The 20,078-nt window shown below is 69.1% G+C and carries 18 protein-coding genes; 12 read left to right on the forward strand and 6 right to left on the reverse strand.

From position 1 onward, the window contains the following. Positions 1-6 precede the first annotated feature (6 nt). Positions 7-1,536 (reverse strand): DUF1593 domain-containing protein, encoded by a 1,530-nt coding sequence (locus IT184_12660; GenBank protein MCC7009653.1) that lies wholly within the window; start codon positions 1,534-1,536, stop codon positions 7-9. Between the two features lie 99 nt (positions 1,537-1,635). Here IT184_12660 and IT184_12665 point away from each other — a divergent pair, with 99 nt between their 5' ends. From IT184_12665 to IT184_12705, 9 genes are read left to right on the forward strand one after another with little or no spacing between them, the layout of a single operon-like run. After that, on the forward strand, positions 1,636-2,469 hold the full coding sequence (locus tag IT184_12665; GenBank protein MCC7009654.1) for a transketolase: 834 nt from the start codon (positions 1,636-1,638) through the stop codon (positions 2,467-2,469). Then, on the forward strand, positions 2,466-3,398 hold the full coding sequence (locus IT184_12670; GenBank protein ID MCC7009655.1) for a transketolase family protein: 933 nt from the start codon (positions 2,466-2,468) through the stop codon (positions 3,396-3,398). The genes IT184_12665 and IT184_12670 overlap by 4 nt, the downstream gene beginning before the upstream one ends. A gap of 12 nt (positions 3,399-3,410) precedes the next feature. Next, on the forward strand, positions 3,411-4,907 hold the full coding sequence (gene glpK / locus IT184_12675; protein ID MCC7009656.1) for a glycerol kinase GlpK: 1,497 nt from the start codon (positions 3,411-3,413) through the stop codon (positions 4,905-4,907). A gap of 2 nt (positions 4,908-4,909) precedes the next feature. Further along, entirely contained in the window at positions 4,910-5,899 is a 990-nt protein-coding gene (locus tag IT184_12680; protein ID MCC7009657.1) for a sugar-binding transcriptional regulator, read from the forward strand. Continuing rightward, positions 5,896-6,525 (forward strand): DUF2291 family protein, encoded by a 630-nt coding sequence (locus IT184_12685; GenBank protein ID MCC7009658.1) that lies wholly within the window; start codon positions 5,896-5,898, stop codon positions 6,523-6,525. Before IT184_12680 ends, IT184_12685 begins: the two co-directional genes overlap by 4 nt. Continuing rightward, positions 6,525-8,066: a sugar ABC transporter ATP-binding protein gene (locus tag IT184_12690; protein MCC7009659.1), complete on the forward strand. Its 1,542-nt coding sequence runs from the start codon at positions 6,525-6,527 to the stop codon at positions 8,064-8,066. Before IT184_12685 ends, IT184_12690 begins: the two co-directional genes overlap by 1 nt. Further along, on the forward strand, positions 8,053-9,072 hold the full coding sequence (locus IT184_12695; protein ID MCC7009660.1) for an ABC transporter permease: 1,020 nt from the start codon (positions 8,053-8,055) through the stop codon (positions 9,070-9,072). Before IT184_12690 ends, IT184_12695 begins: the two co-directional genes overlap by 14 nt. Then, positions 9,069-10,028, forward strand: coding sequence for a D-ribose ABC transporter substrate-binding protein (locus IT184_12700; GenBank protein ID MCC7009661.1), 960 nt, complete (start codon positions 9,069-9,071; stop codon positions 10,026-10,028). Before IT184_12695 ends, IT184_12700 begins: the two co-directional genes overlap by 4 nt. Positions 10,029-10,038: 10 nt before the next feature. Beyond that, a complete protein-coding gene (locus tag IT184_12705; GenBank protein ID MCC7009662.1) occupies positions 10,039-11,445 on the forward strand; it encodes an L-fucose/L-arabinose isomerase family protein in 1,407 nt (468 codons plus the stop codon). Positions 11,446-11,678: 233 nt separating this feature from the next. On the opposite strand, the gene IT184_12710 is transcribed toward IT184_12705, so the two are convergent. Further along, positions 11,679-11,873, reverse strand: a complete 195-nt coding sequence (locus IT184_12710; protein ID MCC7009663.1) for a hypothetical protein — start codon at positions 11,871-11,873, stop codon at positions 11,679-11,681. A 184-nt stretch (positions 11,874-12,057) separates the two neighbouring features. Here IT184_12710 and IT184_12715 point away from each other — a divergent pair, with 184 nt between their 5' ends. Then, complete coding sequence (locus tag IT184_12715; protein ID MCC7009664.1) at positions 12,058-14,364, forward strand: PD40 domain-containing protein; 2,307 nt, start codon at positions 12,058-12,060, stop codon at positions 14,362-14,364. A gap of 28 nt (positions 14,365-14,392) precedes the next feature. Here the strand turns inward: IT184_12715 and IT184_12720 are convergent, their stop codons facing one another. The 4 genes from IT184_12720 to IT184_12735 form a co-directional block, all read right to left on the reverse strand. Continuing rightward, a complete protein-coding gene (locus tag IT184_12720; GenBank protein ID MCC7009665.1) occupies positions 14,393-14,716 on the reverse strand; it encodes a hypothetical protein in 324 nt (107 codons plus the stop codon). Positions 14,717-15,236: 520 nt separating this feature from the next. Continuing rightward, the gene (locus IT184_12725) at positions 15,237-16,202 is read right to left on the reverse strand and encodes a 3-keto-5-aminohexanoate cleavage protein (GenBank protein MCC7009666.1); all 966 of its coding nucleotides are present in this window, start codon (positions 16,200-16,202) and stop codon (positions 15,237-15,239) included. A 6-nt stretch (positions 16,203-16,208) separates the two neighbouring features. Continuing rightward, the gene (locus IT184_12730; protein MCC7009667.1) at positions 16,209-17,411 is read right to left on the reverse strand and encodes a cobalamin-independent methionine synthase II family protein; all 1,203 of its coding nucleotides are present in this window, start codon (positions 17,409-17,411) and stop codon (positions 16,209-16,211) included. A 62-nt stretch (positions 17,412-17,473) separates the two neighbouring features. Beyond that, positions 17,474-18,013 carry a four helix bundle protein gene (locus IT184_12735; GenBank protein ID MCC7009668.1) on the reverse strand — a complete coding sequence of 180 codons (540 nt, stop codon included), beginning with the start codon at positions 18,011-18,013 and terminating at the stop codon, positions 17,474-17,476. Positions 18,014-18,032: 19 nt separating this feature from the next. Here IT184_12735 and IT184_12740 point away from each other — a divergent pair, with 19 nt between their 5' ends. Next, entirely contained in the window at positions 18,033-19,037 is a 1,005-nt protein-coding gene (locus IT184_12740) for a YpdA family putative bacillithiol disulfide reductase (GenBank protein MCC7009669.1), read from the forward strand. 423 nt (positions 19,038-19,460) lie between these two features. Further along, positions 19,461-20,048, forward strand: a complete 588-nt coding sequence (locus IT184_12745) for a DUF4126 domain-containing protein (protein ID MCC7009670.1) — start codon at positions 19,461-19,463, stop codon at positions 20,046-20,048. Positions 20,049-20,078 lie beyond the last annotated feature (30 nt).

The following is a 20,078-nucleotide window of genomic DNA, read 5'->3' on the forward strand; positions in this document are numbered from 1 at the left end:
CGAGTGTCAGGCCCCGCCGACGGTCACGATCACGCGCTGGAAGCTCGTGAGCGCCGGCGTGCCGTCGTCGGTCACTTGAATCAACGCGTGGATGGTCTGGCCCGGCGTGGCGTTCGCCGGCACCTGGAAGGACGTCGTCAGCGTATTCGTGCTCGAGAACGCGATCGTGCCGGGATAGGTATCCGCGTCCGTGTACTGCCACCACGACACCGTGAGCGCGTCCTTGTCCGGGTCGCTTGCGGTTGCGACGAGCCGCACGGTGGCGCCGGGCGCGGCCGTGACGCTCAGCCCGGTCGTCACCGACACGACGGGTTCGTGGTTCGCGCCCGCGAACGCCGGCGTCACGGTCCATTTCAGCCGGGCGGCGAAGTCGCGCTGCGCGAGCTCGAACCACCGCGCCGCGTAGTCGCGCGGTGAGGCGCCGCTCGCGTCCGTGTCGGGCGCGTTCCGTCCGCCCCAGCCGCCGTAGCTGGCGTCCTCGTGCGCCCGCAGGCCGTTGTCGACCAGGTTCATGAAGGTCGACGTGTCGCCTTCGGAGATCCACGCGCCCTTCTCCTGCGGCGGCGTCCACACCTGATAGCCCTTCGCGCGCAACTCCTCCACGGGAAGATCGAGGCCGAAGTAGTCGAACACATCGTCCGGCACCATCTGCTTGCCGTCGCGCCACACGCGGTAGAACGCGCCGAACGGTCCGACGCTCGACACGTGCTCGCGCGTCCAGGCAGCGCTCAGGTACTGCGCGAACTCCGGACGCACGACGCCGCGCGCCCCGTAACCCCAGGTCGCCGTGGACATCTGCCGGAACTCGATGCTCGGCCATTTGGCTTTGATGTACGAGGCGTTCGTGCCGTCCTGGTCGCCGAAGGCCTGGATGATCGCCTTGCGGGAGACTTTGTCGCGAACGGCCGGCCACGCGGGTGAGCCCTCGTACTGGAGCACGATCGACTCGAGCGCGCGTGCAATCGTGCTCTGGCCTCCCCATGCCAGGAGGTACACCGGGCCGCGCTCGTCGTCGAGCAGCACGTCTTTGATCAGATCCGAGCCCGGCGTGTCCTTCGAGATGTCGCCTTCGAACTCGACGTTGCCTTCCCGGATGCGCGACCGCAGGTATTCCGGCGACGGGTAGTGCGGATCGTGGACGCGCAGGTTGGGGTAGACCGTCGCGTAGATCTCCACGGCGTCGTCGATGTAGCGCTCGCCCGGCTTCCATCGCCAGGACGTGCAGGGGCACAGCTTCAGGCCACCGCGGAAGTACTCGCGGTTCGGCACCGAGAAGCGCGTGCCCTTGCCGTCGCCGCGCCAGTGGAACTGGCTGCTCGCGTAGACGAGCCCTTCGGTCTCGACCTCCGACGAGTAGAGCAGGAAGCGGACGAGGGAGTTCGAGTCGTCCAGTTCCGGGTCGGTCGTGACGATCGTCCGTGGGCGGAGACGGGTGTCGCCGGCCTGGGCCGCGTCACCTCCGGCCGCGGCGAGACAGGCGACGGCGGCGACCGGCAGGAGGAGAGCGGCGAGCAGTCCACGTTGACACGGGCTCATGAGTCTGGCTAGCATCGTCCGCGTGCGCATCGAAAACAAGAGCTGCATGTTTATGCAGCCACACGGCACGCGGCCGTGCCGGCGAGCGGCCGCGCCGCGATGACGAGGCCCGCGACGGCCGCCGCGATCGCCGAGCGGGCCCGGCGCATCAGGGCCACGAGCCTGCAGATGGTGCACGCCGCCAAGATGGGCCATCCCGGCGGCGACTTGTCGGCGGCCGACATCCTGGCCACGTTGTACTTCCGCGTCCTGTCCATCGATCCCGCTCAGCCGTCGCACCCGGCGCGCGACCGGTTCATCCTGAGCAAGGGGCACGCGTCGGCGGCGCTCTACGCGACGCTGGCCGAGGCCGCGTTCTTTCCCGCCGAGTGGCTCGCGTCCTACATGCAGCCGCTCTCCCGGTTGAACGGGCACCCGGACCGGAACAAGGTGCCGGGCGTCGAAGCCAACACCGGACCGCTCGGGCACGGATTGCCAATCGCCGTCGGCGCCGCCCTCGGCGCCCGGCTGGCCGGTGAGACCTGGAGGACGTTCGTGCTCACCGGCGACGGCGAGCTGCAGGAGGGCAGCAACTGGGAGGCCGCGATGGCCGCCGCTCAGTTCGAGCTCGATCGGCTGACCGTCATCGTCGACCGGAACGGCCTGCAGCAGGGGGACTTCACGGAGCGCACGATCGGCCTGGAGCCGCTCGCCGATCGATGGCGCGCCTTCGGGTTCGCGGTCGCCGAGGTCGACGGCCACGACGTCGCCGCCCTCATCGACGTCTTCGAGCGGCTACCGCTCGAGCGCGGCCGGCCGACCGCCGTCATCGCGCGCACGCGAAAGGGGCGCGGCGTGTCGTTCATCGAGAACCGCGCCGAGTGGCATCATCGCGTCCCCACGGATGCAGAGCTCGCGCTGGCCTTGGTCGAGCTGGCCGAGAGACGTCCGTGACGGCGCGCCACGATTGCCGGCGCGCGTTCGCCGAGACGCTGGTCGCGTTGGCGGAGCGCGACAGCCGGGTCGTCGCCGTGTGCAACGACTCCGTCGGATCGTCGAACCTCACGGCATTCAGAGCGCGCTTTCCCGACCGCCTGATCAACGTCGGCATCGCCGAGCAGAACCTCGTGGGCGTCAGCGCGGGTCTGGCCAGCGCCGGCAGGATTCCGTTCGCGTGCGGCGCGTCGTGCTTCCTGACCGGCCGGGCGCTCGAGCAGATCAAGGCCGACCTCGCCTACAGCCGGCACAACGTGAAGCTCTGCGGCCTCTCGAGCGGCATGGCGTACGGCGAGCTCGGTCCGACGCATCATTCGATCGAAGACCTCGCCTGGACGCGAGCCATCGCCCACATGACGGTCGTCGTGCCATCGGATCCGATCGAGACCGCCGCTGCCGTCCAGGCGGCGGCCGCGTTCGACGGTCCGGTGTTCCTGCGTCTCAGCCGGATGCCGGTACCGGTGGTCTGCGACGAGCGCCATTCGTTCGAGATCGGCCGATCGATCCTGCTTCGCGACGGGACGGATCTGACGATCGTCGCTGCCGGCGTCACCGTGACCGAGGCGCTCGAGGCCGCGGCGCTGCTGGATCGCGAAGGCATCAGCGCGGCGGTCCTGAATCTGTCGACGATCCGGCCGATCGATCGCGAGCGCGTCGTGGACGCGGCGCGGCGCGGTCCGATCGTGACCGTCGAAGAACACACGGTCCACGGTGGCCTTGGCAGCGCCGTCGCGGAGGTCGTCGTCGAGTCGCACCCGACGCGCATGCGGATGCTCGGCGTCCCAGGGGTGTTCGCGCCGACCGGCTCGCCGGCTTTCCTCCTGCAGCATTTCGGGCTCGACGCGGCCGGCATCCGCGAGGCGGCCCGCTCGCTCGTGCGCGCGTGAGGGCGTGATCCGATGCCGGCGCACGTCCTCGCCATCGACCAGGGCACGACGAACACGAAAGCCCTGCTGATCGACGACGAAGGGCGCGTCGTCGCGCGCGCGTCGAGGCCGGTGGCGATCTCGTTTCCGCAGCCCGGCTGGGTCGAGCAGGACGGCGCGGCGATCTGGCAGAGCGTCGAGGACGCGATCGAGGCGTGTCTTGGCGATGCTCCGGCGCGTCCCGATGTCGTCGGCGTCGCCAACCAGCGCGAGTCCGTGCTGGTCTGGGCGCGCGACACCGGCCGGCCCGCCGGCCCTTGCATCGTCTGGCAGTGTCGCCGGACGTCAGGCTTTTGCGACGAGCTGCGACGCCGCGGTCTGCAGGAGGCGATCGAGGCGAAGACCGGCCTGACGATCGACCCGCTGTTCTCCGCGTCGAAGATCCGCTGGCTGCTCGATGCCATCCCGAACGGCCACGCGCGCGCTGCGGCGGGCGAGCTGTGCGCCGGCACCATCGACAGTTGGGTCCTCTGGAATCTGACGGGCGGCACCGTGCACGCGTGCGACGCGACGAACGCCTCGCGCACGCAGTTGCTCGACGTGCGGCGCGGCGAATGGGACGACGACCTGCTCGCGCTGTTCGGCATCCCGCGCCGGGCGCTGCCCGACGTGCGGCCGTCGAGCGGCCGGTTCGGCATCACGCGACGCATGCGGTCCCTGCCGGACGGGCTGCCGATTGCGAGCCTGATCGGCGATTCGCACGCCGCGCTGTTCGGCCAGGGAGCGTTCGAGCCAGGCCTGGTGAAAGCGACGTACGGGACCGGAACGTCGTTGATGACCGTCACGCCGGCGCCGGTTCGGTCGCGCCACGGCCTGTCGGCGACCGTTGCCTGGGCGCTCCCTGACGGCACGGCGTACGCGCTCGAGGGCAACATCACGATGACGGGCGGCGCGATCGACTGGCTCGGGCAGTTTCTCGGCCTGCCGAATCCGGCATCAGCGGTCGCCGATCTCGCTGCGACCGTCGAGGATGCCGGCGGCGTGTACGTCGTGCCGGCGTTCGCCGGCCTCGGGGCGCCGTACTGGGACGATCGGGCGCGCGGCCTGATCGCTGGGCTCACGCGCGGCACCACGGCGGCGCACGTCGCGCGGGCGACGCTCGAATCCATCGCCTTCCAGGTACGCGACGTCTTCGACGCGATGCGATCCGACGCCGGGCTCGCGCCGATCGCGCTGCTGGCCGACGGCGGCGCCAGCCGCAACGACGCGCTGATGCAGTGGCAGGCCGACGTGCTCGGCTGCCCGGTCGTCCGGAACGCGTCGGCCGATCTGGCCGCGGTCGGCGCTGCGTGGCTGGCAGGGCTCGCCGAGGCGATCTGGCCCTCGCTCGATGCGCTGGCGTGCCTGCCTCGCCAGCGCGATCGGTTCGAGCCGGCCATGGGAACGCGCGAGCGCGAGGCGCGGTACGCCGGCTGGGTCGACGCCGTCGAGCGGGCGCGGAGCCGCGCCGGCGGCGGCACACGAGGGTGACGGTGGCCCGCATCGACGAACTGCGCCTGCTCGCGAAGGTCGCGCGCCTCTACTACGGCGCGGGCCTGCGGCAGTCCGAGATCACCGAGCGCCTGAACGTCCACCAGTCCACCGTGTCGCGGCTGCTGCAGCGCGCCGAGAAAGAGGGCATCGTCCGCGTCACGCTCAGCATGCCGTCCGGGCTGCACCCCGCGCTCGAGGATGAGCTGCAGTCCGCTTTCGGGCTGCGCGAAGCGATCGTCGTGGACGCGATCGACGCCGAGGATCAGATCGCGCGCGACCTCGGCGCCGCGGCCGCCTTCTATCTGGAGACGACGCTCAAGCCGAAGGACGTCGTGGGCATCTCGTCGTGGAGCGCGTCGCTGCTGGCGATGGTCGAGGCGATGCACCCCAATCCACGCGCGGCCGGCGCCAGGGTCGTGCAGATCCTCGGCGGCATCGGAAACCCCGGCGCGGAGGTACACGCAACGCATCTGACCAGGCGGCTGGCGAATCTCGTCTCGGGGACGGCAACACTGCTTCCGGCGCCCGGCGCCGTCGGGTCGGCCGAGGCGAAGCGCGTCATGCTTCGCGACCGGTACGTGCAGGAGGCGACCGCGCTCTTCAAGTCCGTCACGCTCGCGCTCGTCGGCATCGGCGCCGTCGAGCCGTCGAAGCTGCTCGCCGCGAGCGGCAACGTGTTCTCGCCGCACGAGCTGAAGTCGCTCAGCGCGCGTGGCGCCGTCGGCGACATCTGCCTGCGCTTCTTCGACGCGGCCGGCGTGCCCGTGCCGACACCGCTCAACGACCGCGTCATCAGCATGGAGCTGACCGAGCTCAAGCAGGTGCGGCGCGTCGTCGGGATCGCAGGCGGCAAGCGGAAGACCGCGGCGATCAGGGGCGCGCTGGCCGGCGGCTGGATCAACGTGCTCATCACGGATCGAGGAACGGCGGAGCGGCTGCTCCAGCGGACCGCGGTCGAGGCGAAGCCGCGCCGGCGGGCCAGGGCATGAGCCGCACGGTTGCGCAGCGGGCGGCTCGAATCGGTCTCGCCGTCGCTTTCGTGGCCGCGGTGCTCGCGTTGCTGCGGCCCTGGACGGTCGTGCCGATCCAGACGATCCCGGCGCAGGCGTTCGATGCCGACGCCTACGTCAAGTCAATCTGGAGCTCGCGCGTGCTGCCGTCCGCCGAGCGTTCCGCGATCGATCTCCAGGTCTTCGTGCAGCGGCAGGCGGGCGCCGCCGCGGCGGGCGGCCAGGCGCGGCGCGCGGTCTTCGTGAAGGGGGTCGCGTCGGTGGCACAGATCGACCGCACGTCGCGCATCGGCCTCGCGCGGTTGCGACTGGCGTGGGCACAGGACGCACGCACGGCTGCGATTCAGATCGGGCCGGTCCTGCGCGGGACGGCGCTCCGCGACGCGCTCGACTTCGTCCGCTTCACGGATTTCGTGAACCAGCTCGAGTTCGCCGGCGTCGCCAACGCGCTGAATCAGCGGGTGCTCGCGGAAGTGCTCGGTGCGGTGAACGTGGACGATCTCGCGGGCCGCGAGGTGGCATTCGTCGGCGCGATGCCCGCGTCCGATGACGCGCCGATCGAGATCGTGCCGGTGGCGCTGCGCGTTTCCGGAGGCGCCCGGTGATGGCCGCTTCGCCGCCGGTGCTCGAAGCGCGCAGCGTCACGAAGATCTTTCCAGGGACGACCGCGCTCGATCGAGTCAGCCTCAGCCTCGAACGGGGACGCGTGCGCGCCCTGATCGGCGAGAACGGCGCCGGCAAGTCCACGCTCGTCAACATCCTTGCCGGCGTGGAGCAGCCGACGTCGGGCGAACTGTGGCTGGATGGCGTGGTCACGCGCTTCGCGTCGGCGCGCGACGCGCTCGATCGCGGCATCGGCATCATTCATCAGGAGCTGCAGCTCTTTCCGGATCTCACGGTGGCGGAGAACCTGTTCGTCGGGCGCGAGCGCTGCACCCGATGGGCGACGCTCGACACGCGGGCCGAGATCGCGGCCACGCGACAGGTGCTCGAGACGCTGGCGCACCCGATCGATCCTCGTGCCCGACTGGGCACGTTGCCGCTCGGGCAGCAGCAGATCGTCGAGATCGCCCGCGCGCTCGTCCGCGACGTCCGTGTGCTGATGATGGACGAGCCGACCTCGGCCCTCTCCGCCGCCGAGATCCCGGTGCTGTTTCGCGTGATCCGCGATCTCGCCGCCCATGGCGTCTCGATCGTCTACATCTCGCACCGCCTCGAAGAGCTGCTGCGCATTGCCGATGCGGTGACCGTGCTTCGCGACGGCCAGGTCGTCGGCGACGCTCCGGCGAAGGAGGTCGACGTCAGATGGCTCGTCGATCGCATGACCGGCCGAGCCGTGGCCGGGCCGGGTGCGCGGCCGGTGCAACCGGCCGGGCAAGCGCTCCTGTCGGTGAGAGACGTGCGCGTGCCGCCGCGGCCGGGCAGGAACGCGGTCGCGGGCGTGTCGTTCGACGTCGCCGCCGGCGAAATCGTCGGGCTCTACGGCTTGATGGGCGCCGGCCGGACCGAGCTGTTCGAGGCCGTGCTCGGCGTGCACGCGGACGCCACGGGACAGATCCGGCTGAACGACACGTCGATGGATGCGCGTTCGGTCAGCGAGCGCGTCGCGGCGGGCGTGACGATGGTGCCGGAAGACCGGAAGACGTCGGGCTTCGTCGCGACGCTGTCGGTCGAGCAGAACATGACGTTGTCCAGCCTCGACCAGTTGTCAACGGCCGGCTTCCTCTCGCCGGCCAGAGAGCGGAGCGCCGCCGCGCGCTTCATCGACACGCTGCGCATCAAGACCGCCGGACCCGCCGCGGCGATGGGCTCGCTGAGCGGCGGCAACCAGCAGAAGGTCGTGATCGCGCGCGCTGCGATGAGCCGGCCGCGCGTGCTGCTGATGGACGAGCCGACGCGCGGTGTCGACGTGGGCGCGAAGGCCGAGATCTTCGAGTCGATGCGGCAGCTCGCCGCCGGCGGCCTCGCGATCGTGTTCGCCTCGTCCGACCTGGCCGAGGTCCGCGCCGGTGCCACGCGGGTCCTCGTCATGGCGCGGGGCCGGCTCACCGCCGACGTGGCGGCCGCGGCGGCCACCGACGAGGCGCTCGCCTCGGCCGCCTCGGCGATGCCTGGCGACGACGGAGGCGCGCATGCCGTCGTCTAGCCGGGCGCGCGCGGCGCGACGCGTCGCCGACCTGCTGATTCGCCTGCGGGCCCTCGTCGCCCTCATCGCGCTCGTCGTCGTGTTCTCCGCCCTCTCGCCGGAGTTCCTGACGAGCGGGAACCTGTCGATTCTCGTCAAGCACGTTGCGATCAACGCCATCCTCGCCATCGGCATGACGTTCGTGATCCTCAGCGGCGGCATCGACCTGTCGGTCGGCGCGATCGCGGGCCTGTGCGGCATGGTGGCCGGCTATCTGCTGAACCGCGGGCTCACGATCGAGACCGCGGGCGTGACCGTCTACTTCCACGCCTGGCTGGTGGTCGCGGTCGCGCTCGCCGCCGGCATGGGGCTTGGCGCGGTGAACGGCGCGCTCGTCGCGCGTCTTCGCGTCGCGCCGTTCATCGCGACGCTCGGCATGTTGTACGTCGCACGAGGGCTCGCGATGCTCGTGTCGGGCGGCGCGACGTTTCCGAGCCTCGGGGGCGTTGCGGCGTTCGGCAACACGGGCTTCCCGCTCATCGGCACCGGCATCGTCGCCGGGCTGCCGGTGCCCATCTGGCTCATGGCGATCCTCGCGGCGGCCGGCACCGTCCTCGCCGTGCGGACGCCGTTCGGCCGGCAGGTGTACGCGATCGGCGGCAACGAGCGCGCCGCGCTGCTCGCCGGCGTGCGCGTGCCGCAAGTCAAGCTCGGCGTGTACGTGATTTCCGGATTCACGGCCGCGCTCGTCGGGTTGATCATCGCGGCCCAGCTCGGCGCGTCGCATCCGGCGACCGGCGAGACGTTCGAGCTGAACGCGATCGCGGCCGTCGTGCTCGGCGGCACGTCGCTGATGGGCGGCCGCGGCACGATTACCGGCACGCTCATCGGCGCCTTCGTCATCGGGGTCCTGGCCGACGGCCTCGTGCTGCTCGGCGTGTCGGAGTTCTGGCAGATGGTGATCAAGGGCCTGGTGATCGTGCTGGCCGTGATCCTCGATCAATTCCAGAAGAGGTCAACGTCATGAGACACAGTGCACACGCGCTCGCCGTCACGCTCCCCTTGCTGATGTTCACGGCATCCTGCACCGCGAACGGCGGCCCCGGTGGGACGTCCGCCGGACCGAAACGCATCGCGATCATCACCCCCTCCCACGACAACCCCTTCTTCAAGGCCGAGGCGGACGCGGCCTCGGCCCGGGCGCGTGAGCTCGGCTACGACGTGCTCGTCAACTCGCACGACGACGACGCGAACAAGCAGGATCAGCTCATCGACGTGGCGATCTCGCGCGGCGTCTCGGCGATCGTGCTCGACAACGCGGGCGCCGACGCCTCGATCGCAGCCGTCGCGAAGGCCAAGCAGCACAACATCCCGAGCATCCTGATCGACCGCGAGATCAACGCGACGGGGGTGGCGGCGGCGCAGATCGTCTCCAACAACTATCAGGGCGCGACGCTCGCCGCCGAAGAGTTCGTCCGGCTGATGGGCGAGTCCGGCACGTACGTCGAGCTCGTCGGAAAGGAGTCCGACACGAACGCCGGCATCCGGAGCCGCGGCTTCCACGACGTCATCGACAAGTTCCCCGGGCTCACGCTGGCTGGACGGCAGAGCGCGAACTGGGACCAGCGCGAGGCGTTCCAGAAGATGGAGACGCTCATCCAGGGCAACCGCGGGCTCAAGGGCGTCATCGCCGGCAACGACACGATGGCGCTCGGCGCGATGGCGGCCCTCGAGGCCGCCGGGCTCGGCCGCGTGATCGTGGTCGGATTCGACGGCAGCCCCGACGCGATCGCGTCGATCAAGGCTGGAAAGATCAAGGCGACCGTGCTCCAGCCGGCCGCGCTCATCGCGCGGCTCGCCGTGGAGCAGGCGCATCAGCTCGTCACGACCGGTTCGACCGGCCAGCCCGAGAAGCAGTCGATCGACTGCGAGCTCGTGACGCCCGCCAACGCCGACGCGTTCGGCGTCTTCGGCCGCAAGTAGGGGACGCCTCATGGCCCGCGCGACGCTCGGCATCGTCATCGGCAACCGCGACTTCTTTCCGGACCAGCTCGTGAGCGAGGCTCGCCGCGACCTGCTCGCGCTCTTCGCCTCGCTCGACGTCGACGCCGTGCTGCTCGACGAGCAGGCGTCGAAGCTCGGCGCCGTCGAGACCTGGCAGCACGCCAGGGCGTGCGCCGATCTCTTCAGCCGCCACCGCAGCCGCATCGAGGGCGTGCTCGTCTGCCTGCCGAACTTCGGCGACGAGAAAGGGGTGGCGGATGCCCTGAAGCTCGCGGCGCTCGACGTTCCGGTGCTCGTCCAGGCCTATCCGGACGATCTGCAGCAATTGCACGTGGCGCGCCGCCGCGACGCCTTCTGCGGAAAGATCTCCGTCTGCAACAACCTCCGGCAGTACGGCATACCGTACAGCCTCACCGCGTCGCACACCGTCGGCATCTCGTCGGACGAGTTCCGGCGGGAGCTCCTCGAGTTCCTCGGCGTATGCCGCGTCGTCGGCGGCCTGCGACGTGCGCGGATCGGCGCGATCGGCGCCCGGCCCAACGCCTTCAACACGACCCGCTACAGCGAGAAGCTGCTCGAGGCCACCGGCGTCAGCGTCAGCACGCTCGACCTCTCCGAAGTGCTCGAAGGCGCCCGCCGGATCGCCGACGACGACCCGCGCGTGCGCCAGAAGCTGGCGGAGATCCAGGGCTACGCGGCCGCGCCCGGGGTGCCCAATCCCTCCCTCGTCCTCATGGCCAAGTTCGGCATCGTCGTGCTCGACTGGATGACGGCGCTCGACCTCGACGCGTCGGCCATCCAGTGCTGGAGCTCCCTGCAGAAGAACTACGGCGTGAACTGCTGCACGATCATGAGCATGATGAGCGAGAAGCTCATGCCGAGCGCGTGCGAGGTGGACGTGGCCGGCACGGTCGCGATGTACGCGCTGCAACTGGCGTCGGGCAGGCCGAGCGCGCTCGTGGACTGGAACAACAACTACGGGAACGACCCGAACAAGTGCGTTTTCTTTCATTGCGGCAACTGGGCGAAGGCATTCCTGCCGGACATCGAGATCGGCACGGCGCCGATCCTCGGGTCCATCCTGGGCGAAGCCAACACGTACGGCGCGCTCGCCGGCCGGACGCCGAGCGGCCCGGTCACCTTCGGACGGATATCGACCGACGATCGCCACGGCCGGATCATGGCCTACGTCGGTGAGGGTCGATTCACCGACGACGAGCTGAAGACGTTCGGCAACCGGGCCGTGGTCGAGGTGCCGGATCTGCAGAAGCTCATGCGCGTGATCTGCCGCCGCGGCTTCGAGCATCACGCCGCCATGAACGGTTCGCATTCGGCCGGCGTGCTCGTCGAGGCGTTCGAGCAGTACCTCGGCTGGGACGTCTACCGTCACAGCTAGGTCGAGACGCTCGAGGACTCGCGCGTCTTCCTCCACGGGATCCTTTCCTGGCGAAGCGGTACCGGCCGGCGCTCGATCTGGGCTATGCTCGTTGGACCGCCACCGAGCCGAGGGCGGCGAGACTGTCTCGGAAAGGCCTGGCGGTGGCGCGTGGCGTCGAGCGTGACGTGGTCGCGCGGTCGAGGATGTTTCGCGAGACCTGGATCGGCCGGTCAGGCGGATCGCCGTGGCACTCAGCTCTGGCTGCCGTCACGCCGGATCGACCAGCGCTCGTCGCAGCGCCGGCATCGGTAGAAATCGATGGACGAGTCGGTGCTCATGTCCTCGAGCCACTGAATCCGTCGCGAGCCGCACTTCGGGCACCGTGCGCCGATCGGCGTGACATCGAACGCCGCCTTGGCCGGCTGCCGGCGCTTCGGTGGCATCATCGCTTCGACCGATTGTCTGGGAGCGGATGACTGCACGTTCAGCACGCCGGCTGACCTGAAGGGACGTCGCAGCCTCGGATCGCGCCGGAACGCCTTGACATCTTCTGACACGCCTCCCCCTGTATTCCGGAGAAGGCGGGAGCCTTCTGTAAATGTTCCTGCCGGCACGTCCGTAAGACGCTCTGTGCCTCCAGCCGTCCCATCGGAACCCCGCGGCTATGCCTTCGGCCCGTTCGTGCTCGACCGGGTGAAGCGCCGGCTGCTTCGCGACGGCCAGCCCGTGCCCGTCACGTCGAAGACGCTGGACGTGCTGTTGGTGCTCGTCGCCCGCCGCGATCGGATCGTGCCGAAGGACGAGCTGCTGGAACTGGTGTGGGGAGATCGGATCGTCGAGGAGAACAACCTGTTCCGGCAGATCTCTCGCGTCCGGAAGGCGCTCGACGAGCGGCCCGACGAGCACCGCTACATCGTCACGTTGCCGAACGAGGGCTATCGGTTCGTGGCGGACGTCAGCGAGTGGTCCGAGGCGCTGCAGGCGGAACCAGCCGCCGAAGCGCGACCCGACGCGCCAGACGTCGTAGAGGACCAGCGCGAGCCAGCCGCGGCGAGCCTTCCGGCGTCGGCGCCGCCGCCGGTCCGCCGCTACGGATTGGCCGCCGGCCTGCTCGCGATCGTCGGCCTCGTCCTCGCCCTGCTCGTCTTCGGCCCGCGCACGACTGCCTCGCGCGCCGCCGCGTCGCCTCCCGTGCTCACGCAGATCACGTTCGATCCAGGGTTCTCGAGGCAACCGGCCTGGTCGCCGACCGGGCAGGCCGTGGTGTTCGTATCGGATCGCTCGGGGAATCCCGATCTCTGGATCAAGCGGCTCGACGACGGCAGCCTCGTACAGGCATCCAGTACTCCGTGGGCCGAGTCGACGCCCTCGTGGTCACCCGACGGCAAGCAGCTCGCGTATCGCTCGAGCCGGGACGGCGGAGGGATCTACGTTACCGACGTCGGCGGATCGTCCGAGCGGCGGATCGCCACGTTCGGATACGCGCCGCAGTGGTCGCCGGACGGCGCCGTCATCCTGTTCAGCTCGCGGCCGGGCGGCCCTTCGGTCGGGCCGGTGAGCCTCTTCATCGTGGGCCTCGATGGCCAGCCGCCGAGGCCCGCCCGGCCCGACATCACCAAGCTCGTCGAACCCGTGGGCGCTGCATGGCATCCGGACGGGCGGCTGTCCATCCTGGGCCGCGACGATGTCGGATTCGTGCTCGCGACGGCACCGCCCTTCGAGGGCACGCCAGTGATGTCGCTCCACCAGCAGGCGTTCCAAGATGCGCTGCGCAGGCAGCGCGTCGAGTTCGGACGCTTCCGATGGGCGCCGCCGGGCAACGCCATCTACCTCGAAGGCACGACCGGAGGGGTCGCGAACATCTGGCGGATCCCGATCGACCCGGCGACGAACGAAGCGACTGGCGGACCCGAGCGTGTGACCATCGGGGTCGGCGCCGACGTGAACATGGCCGTGGCTCGTGACGGCCGCCTCATGTTCACCACGCGCACGTCGCGATCTCGGATGTGGGCGTTCCGGTTCGATCCGGCGGTCGGCCGGCTGCTCGACGGAGGCACCCCGCTCACGTCCGGCGTTCCCGGCGAGCTGAATGCGGACGCTTCGAACGACGGGAAGGAGATCGCCTACAGCATCGTGCGGGGCGATCAGCACGAAGTCTGGACGCGGCGGCTGGACCAGGGCGCCGATACGTTGCTCTTCAAGGGGACGGGAGGGACGTTCAGCAAGCCGAGGTGGTCTGCCGACGATCGGCACGTGGTCCTGTCGCGGCGGTGGACCGCGCCGGAAGGCGGCTCGGCGAAGGTGGAGCTGATCCAAGTGTCGCCGGCATCGAAGGCGGTGCGCGTCGTGCCGCTCGACGATCAGCAGTACTTCGTGCCGAGCGACCTGGCGGCGGACGGCCGTACCATCCTCGGCGCGTGCCAGCAGCAAGCCGGCGATCCCGTCAAGCTCTGCGCCGCGCGCCTCTCGGCCGATGCCAAGGCGGTCGCCGTGACGGTGCTGGCCGCCGATCCCGTGCGAGAGCTCCGCAACGCGCACTTCTCGCCCGATCACCGCTGGATTCTCTTTCAGGCGCTGGATCGGCGCCCTCAGGGAACGTCGTCGTTGTACGTCATGCCCGCGTCCGGCGGCACCTGGGTAGCGATCAGCTCCGGTGGCAGCTTCGACGACAAACCTCGCTGGTCGCCGGATGGCAGGACGGTCTACTACGTGTCGGACCGCAACGGCGGCTTCCGGAACCTCTGGGGACGTCGTTTCGACGGCACGGCGGGCCTGCCATCGGGCGATCCCTTCCCGGTGACCGCGTTCACGAGCGACGAGCGAACCATCTCGGGCGACGCGCGGAACATGGACATCGCTCTGACCAGCACGCGGCTGCTGCTGCCCATCACGGAATCGACCGGCCAGCTCTGGATGCTCGAATCGTCGGCTCCATGAGCGCACGGTGCTGCGCCGGCCGCCAGTCCTATCGTGCGCTCGCCTTGCCGGCCAGGGCGGTCGCCACCCGTTGGCCCTGCTCGAAGTAGTACTCGACCTCGACGGCGTCGCCGCTCGAGAGCGATCCCGTCTTCTCGGTGCTCGACGTGAGACGGAACGTGATCTCGGTCTGCTTGTTGTCCGCCGGGACGATCACCGCGGATTCCGCGCCGACGCTCTTGATCGTGCCCTTCAGCTTCGAGGTCTTCCGCTGCATCGACGCCGCCGATGACGGTGAGGCGCCGGCCAGATGGGCCGGTGCAACGGCGCTGGACAGGACGCAGAGCAATAGACAGATGGGGAGACTCTTCATGTGCGACTACCTCTGGAGACGGAGTGTGTGCATGGCGCGGCGGCGCTGCGTGCGGAGGACGCCGTGGTCTTCCTCTGACCACGCGCTCTGACCACGCGCGCGCTCAGCATCCGGGCCGATGGCCACGAAGCTCGCCAGCGTGCGGCGCGCCGGGCAAGACGGCACCGCGGTCGTGCGTGCCGGCAGCGCCGTGGAAACCCTCGACCGCAGCCACGCGGTGGTGGCGACGAACGCGGCCGGCCGGGACGACGTTCGGTTGCTCGACGTTCGCGCGAAAACGTGCGGACGATCGAAGGAGTTCTGCGGGCCGGCCATCGCTCGTGCTGCACACAAGTGTCCGCCCGCCGGCCGGCGAATCTTCAGCACGCGGTCTGACTACTTCAGACACGGACGCTGCGATCGCGCCGGAATCGCCTGACATCGTCTGACAGGAGCTGTTCTAGGCGTCAAATGGATCGAGACGCGCTGAGCCGTCACCGATTCACGACGACGGCGACGGTGTACGGCTGGGCAGGTTCTCTCAGAAGGCGACGGCGTCGGCGCCTTTCAGGCCGAGCCAGCGGCGCACGTCGGCGGGCGTCGCGATCTCGTACCCGAGCGCTTCCACGATGCCCCGGATCTTCGCGACCTGCTCCGCGTTCGACGCCGCCAGTTTCCCGGGAGCGATGTACAGCGAGTCCTCGAGCCCGACGCGGACCGATCCGCCCAGCAGCACCGACTGCGTGGCGAAGGGCATCTGGAAGCGGCCGGCCGCCAGCACGGACCAGAGGTAGTCGGCGCCGAACAACCGGTCGGCTGTGTCCTTCATGAACATCAGGTTGGCCGGGTCAGGGGCGATGCCGCCCAGCACGCCGAAGATCATCTGGACGAAGAAGGGCGGTTTCACCCGCTGCCGTTCGACGAAGTGCGCCAGGTTGTAGAGGTGCCCGACGTCGTAGCACTCGTGTTCGAAGCGGCACCCGTGCTCGTCGCCGAGCACGGTCAGGATCCTCGCGATGTCGCGGAACGTGTTCTTGAACACGAAGTCTTCGGTCGCGCGCAGGTACGGCTCCTCCCAGTCGAACCGCCACGAGCTGTACCGGTTGGCCAGCGGGAAGATGCCGAAGTTGATGCTGCCCATGTTGAGCGAGCACATCTCCGGGCGCAGCGCCACCGGAGCCGCCAGGCGCTCGTCGACCGTCATGTTCAGGCCGCCGCCCGTCGTGACGTTCATCACCACGTCGGAGCGTTCCTTGATGCGGGAGAGATAGGCGCGGAAGTGCGCGGGGTCGGGAGACGGTCGCCCGTCGCGCGGATCGCGCGCGTGCACGTGCAGGATCGCGGCGCCGGCTCCAGCCGCGTCGACGCCCTGGCGCGCCAGATCGTCGGGATGGAAGGGAAGCGCCGGCGACATCGTCGGCGTGTGGATCCCGCCCGTCAGCGCGCAGGAGATGATCACCTTCCTGCGGCGTCCGTCGCGCACGTCGGGCGAGGCCGCTCCCGTCATCCCGTTTCACCGGTCGGCGTTCTTGGGCACGATGTCCGTCTGCAGCGTCGGATTCGCCGCCGGAATCGGCGACTCCGGCAGGCCCAGCTCGCGGCGGACGATGTTCGCCCCTTGGGCGATGGCCGTCGTCTTGAAGAACGCGATGTCGCGGTTGCAGCCCTGGCGGCCGAACCCGCAGTCGCTCGAGACGATGAGCTGCTCGGGGGCGATGTGCTCGAGCGCCTTGCGGATGCGCGCGGCGATGTCCTCCGGCCGATCCACCTGCAGCGTTCGGTGGCTGCAGACGCCGACCGCGATCTTCTTCGGCAGCCGGCCCTTCATCGCCCCGAACAGCTCGATCTCGCGGAAGTTCCGGTCCGTCATCTCCACGGTCCACACGTCCGCGCGCATCTCGCCGAGATACTTGTCGAACGACGCCTTGTAGCTGTCGTTCTCGATCACGCGCTGCATGTTCGGGTTGCCCCAGCACGTGTGCACCCACAGCTCCACGTCGTCGAGCCCCTGGACCTCGCGGTTGTAGGCGTCGACCATGAACTTCACCTCGTCGCTGTCGGCGCCGTAGGTGTTCGCCCAGAAGTGCAGCGTCGGCTCCTCGATCTGGATGAGCCGGCAGCCCGCGTCGCGCAGCGCGAGCAGCTCCTTGTTCATCGCTTCGGCCATGTCCCAGATGACCTGCCGATGGTCCGTGTACTTGTCGGTGTGGACGTCGAGGAACAGCCCCATCACCTGCGAGCAGCAGGTGCCGAACTTCACCGGCCGGCTGGCGCGGACCTGCGCCATGCGCCAGATCTTCGGGTAGTCGAGCGGCCGGTGCTGGATCTCGTCGACGACGCGCGGCCAGCGCCAGCCCGTGTAGATCTCGTTGAGCAGCGTGCCCGGCGGATACCGAAGCCAGGGCGATCGCGTCTCCTCGGACTGGAGGTAATCGCCTTCGAACCCTGCCCAGCGCTGAATCGGATAGTGATGCCACGACCGCCCGGCCATGTCATCGTCGCAATGCAGGTCGCCGTGCGTGACGATGTCGAGGCCGGCACGCTCTTCGTCGCCGATGACGACGGTGAGCGCGTCGCCGAACTTCTCGCGGTAGTGCACGTCCATCATGCACGTGTCGAGCGGCTTGCCCCACATGCTCACGTCGAACCACCGCGGGCGCGGCCACGAGCCCGTGATCGTCGTCGGCAGCATCAGGTCCTTGGTGACGGTCAGCATGGGCAGATTCTAAAGCATCGGGACGTTGGGCATCGGGACATCGGCCATCTGGCCAGCGGCCATCAACAGCGTGCCTTCGCGGTGTTGCGCGATGCGGTGAAGATGCGGACGAGCTGTCGGCTCTCGTCCATGAGTGACGCGATTCCAGGGAGCGCGCGCGGAGTGTGGAGGTCCTGAATGTACTCGAGCCAGAATGTGCACTCGTCGGCCTCTTCGATCACGACGCCTAGCTTCGCGACGAACTCACGTCGAAATCTCGCGAGTCCGGCCGCGCGGTGGTTGGCAGCGACGGACTCGTCAACTGCGCGGCGGCGTTCTTGAGCGGCGGTCCGGTGCCTAGCAAGATGCCGAGCCGCGCGGTCGCCACCGCAAACGCCTTCGTGCCGTTGGCACAGCTCGGAATGTGTCATGCCGTAGTGGGGGCACGTCTCGTGCCACGGCGCAGTCCACCGCAACGCCAACGTCACACCAGCGCCGATCGCAAAACCTGCAACACGCAATTCGACCGCCGGCACACGGTGGTCCGACGTCCCGATGCGCGATGCCCCGCTGCCCCGATGCCGATGCCCCGATATCCCGATGTTCGATAACCCGATGCCCATGCGTGATACAACCGGACACGTGCAGGACGTTGTCGTCATCGGGGCCGGCCCGGTCGGGCTGGCGTGCGCGATCGAAGCTCAGCGGAAGCACCTGACGTGCCGGGTCATCGACAAGGGCGCGCTCGTGAATTCGATCCTCGGCTATCCGCCGCGGATGGAGTTCTTTTCGACGCCGGATCTGATCGAGATTGGCGGCCATCCCTTTCCGGTCGCGCAGTACAAGCCGTCGCGCGAGGACGCGCTCGAATACTACCGGTCGGTGGCGGCCCGCGAACGGCTCGACCTCCGGCTCTACGAGCGCGTCCTCGACGTGCGCGGCGAGCGGGGCGCGTTCACCGTCGTCACGACGGCGGGCGAGCACGCGGCCCGCGCTGTCGTCATCGCCATCGGCTTCTTCGACCTGCCGAACCTGTTGAACGTGCCGGGCGAAGAGCTGCCCAAGGTGTTTCACTACTACGGCGAGCCGTACCGGTTCGTCGGCCAACGCGTCGCGGTGATCGGCGCGCGCAACTCGGCCGCGAAGGCCGCCCTCGACGGCTATCGCCGCGGCGCCGACGTGACGCTCGTCGTGCGGTCGCCGGCGCTCTCGGACACGATCAAGTACTGGATCAAGCCGGATCTCGAGAACCGGATCAAGGAAGGGAGCATCCGCGCGTTCTTCAGCACGTCCGTCACCGAGATCCGCGAGCGGAGCCTCGTGCTGGCGACGCCGGACGGTACGCGGGAGATCGAAAACGACTGGGTGCTGGCCATGACCGGCTACCATCCCGACTTCGGTTTCCTCGAGCAGATCGGCATCACGTTCGCCGACGACGGGTGGCGCACGCCGACGTTCGACGAGGCCACGTTCGAATCGAACCGGCCGGGCGTCTACCTGGCCGGCACCGTCTGCGGCGGGTACCGCACGAACCGCTGGTTCATCGAGAACGGCCGCTTCCACGCGCAGCAGATTGCCGCGCACATCGCGCAGGGGCGCGTCAGCCCGGTCGACTTCGATCTCATGCACTGGAAGACGGCAGAGTGAGGGGCATCGGGGCATCGGAAACAGACATCGAGATATCGGGGAATCGGATATCGGGATATCGGATATCGGGATATCGGATACGGTCATCGACACATCGGGAGCGCATCGGGTCATCTGATCATCGGGCAGCGAGAACTCCATCGCCCGACCATCCGAGACTCGACGTGTTTGCTCCGATGACGCGATGCACGATCCGGATACTCGATGCGGCATCCCGTGATCCAACGCAGCATCCCCGATGATCCAATGTGTCATGCCGATGGTCCGATGATCGTTATCCCGATGACCCGATGTGCTGGTGAGATGGCCGGATGGTCCGCTGCGCGATGATCCGATGATCCGTCCCGATAGCCCGATGAATCGCTGCGCGATGACCAGATGTGCCGTTCCGATGACCCGATGATCCGATAACCCGATGATCCGATGCCCATGTCTTCGGCCAACCTCGTCGCTCTCGCGATCGCCACGAGCTTTGCCGCGGGGCTGAATCTCTCCGCGACGGTCGCGACGATCGGGCTGCTCGCGCGGTACGGGTACGTCGATCTACCGCCGGCGCTCGGGCTCGTCGAGGACCCCGTGGTGATCGGCGCCGCGCTGGTGCTGTTCCTGTTCGAGTTCGTCTTCGACAAGATCCCGATCGTCGATCTGTTCTGGAACGCGCTGCAGACGTTCGTGCGCGTGCCGGCGGCCGCGCTCTTCGCCTACGGCGCCACGGCGCAGCTCTCGCCCGGCGAGCAACTGCTCGCGTCGGCGCTCGGGGCCGTGATCGCGCTCGCCGCACACAGCGGCAAGGCAGCGCTGCGCACGAGCGTGACGCTGTCGCCCGAGCCGTTCACGAACGCGGCCGTCAGCCTGGGCGAAGACACGCTCGCGATCGGCGTGACCTGGTTCGCCACGCAGCACCCTTTCCTCGCGGCCGCGATCGTCATCGTCTGGCTTGCGATCGTCGTCGTCTTCATCCGGTGGGTCTGGCGAGGACTCGAGGCGCTGTTCACCGGGCCTAGACGATAGGCCATCGGTCGATCGGGACATCGGCCATCG

This window comes from Acidobacteriota bacterium, assembly GCA_020853395.1.
In the GTDB taxonomy this organism is placed as follows: Bacteria; Acidobacteriota; Vicinamibacteria; order Vicinamibacterales; family SCN-69-37; genus JADYYY01.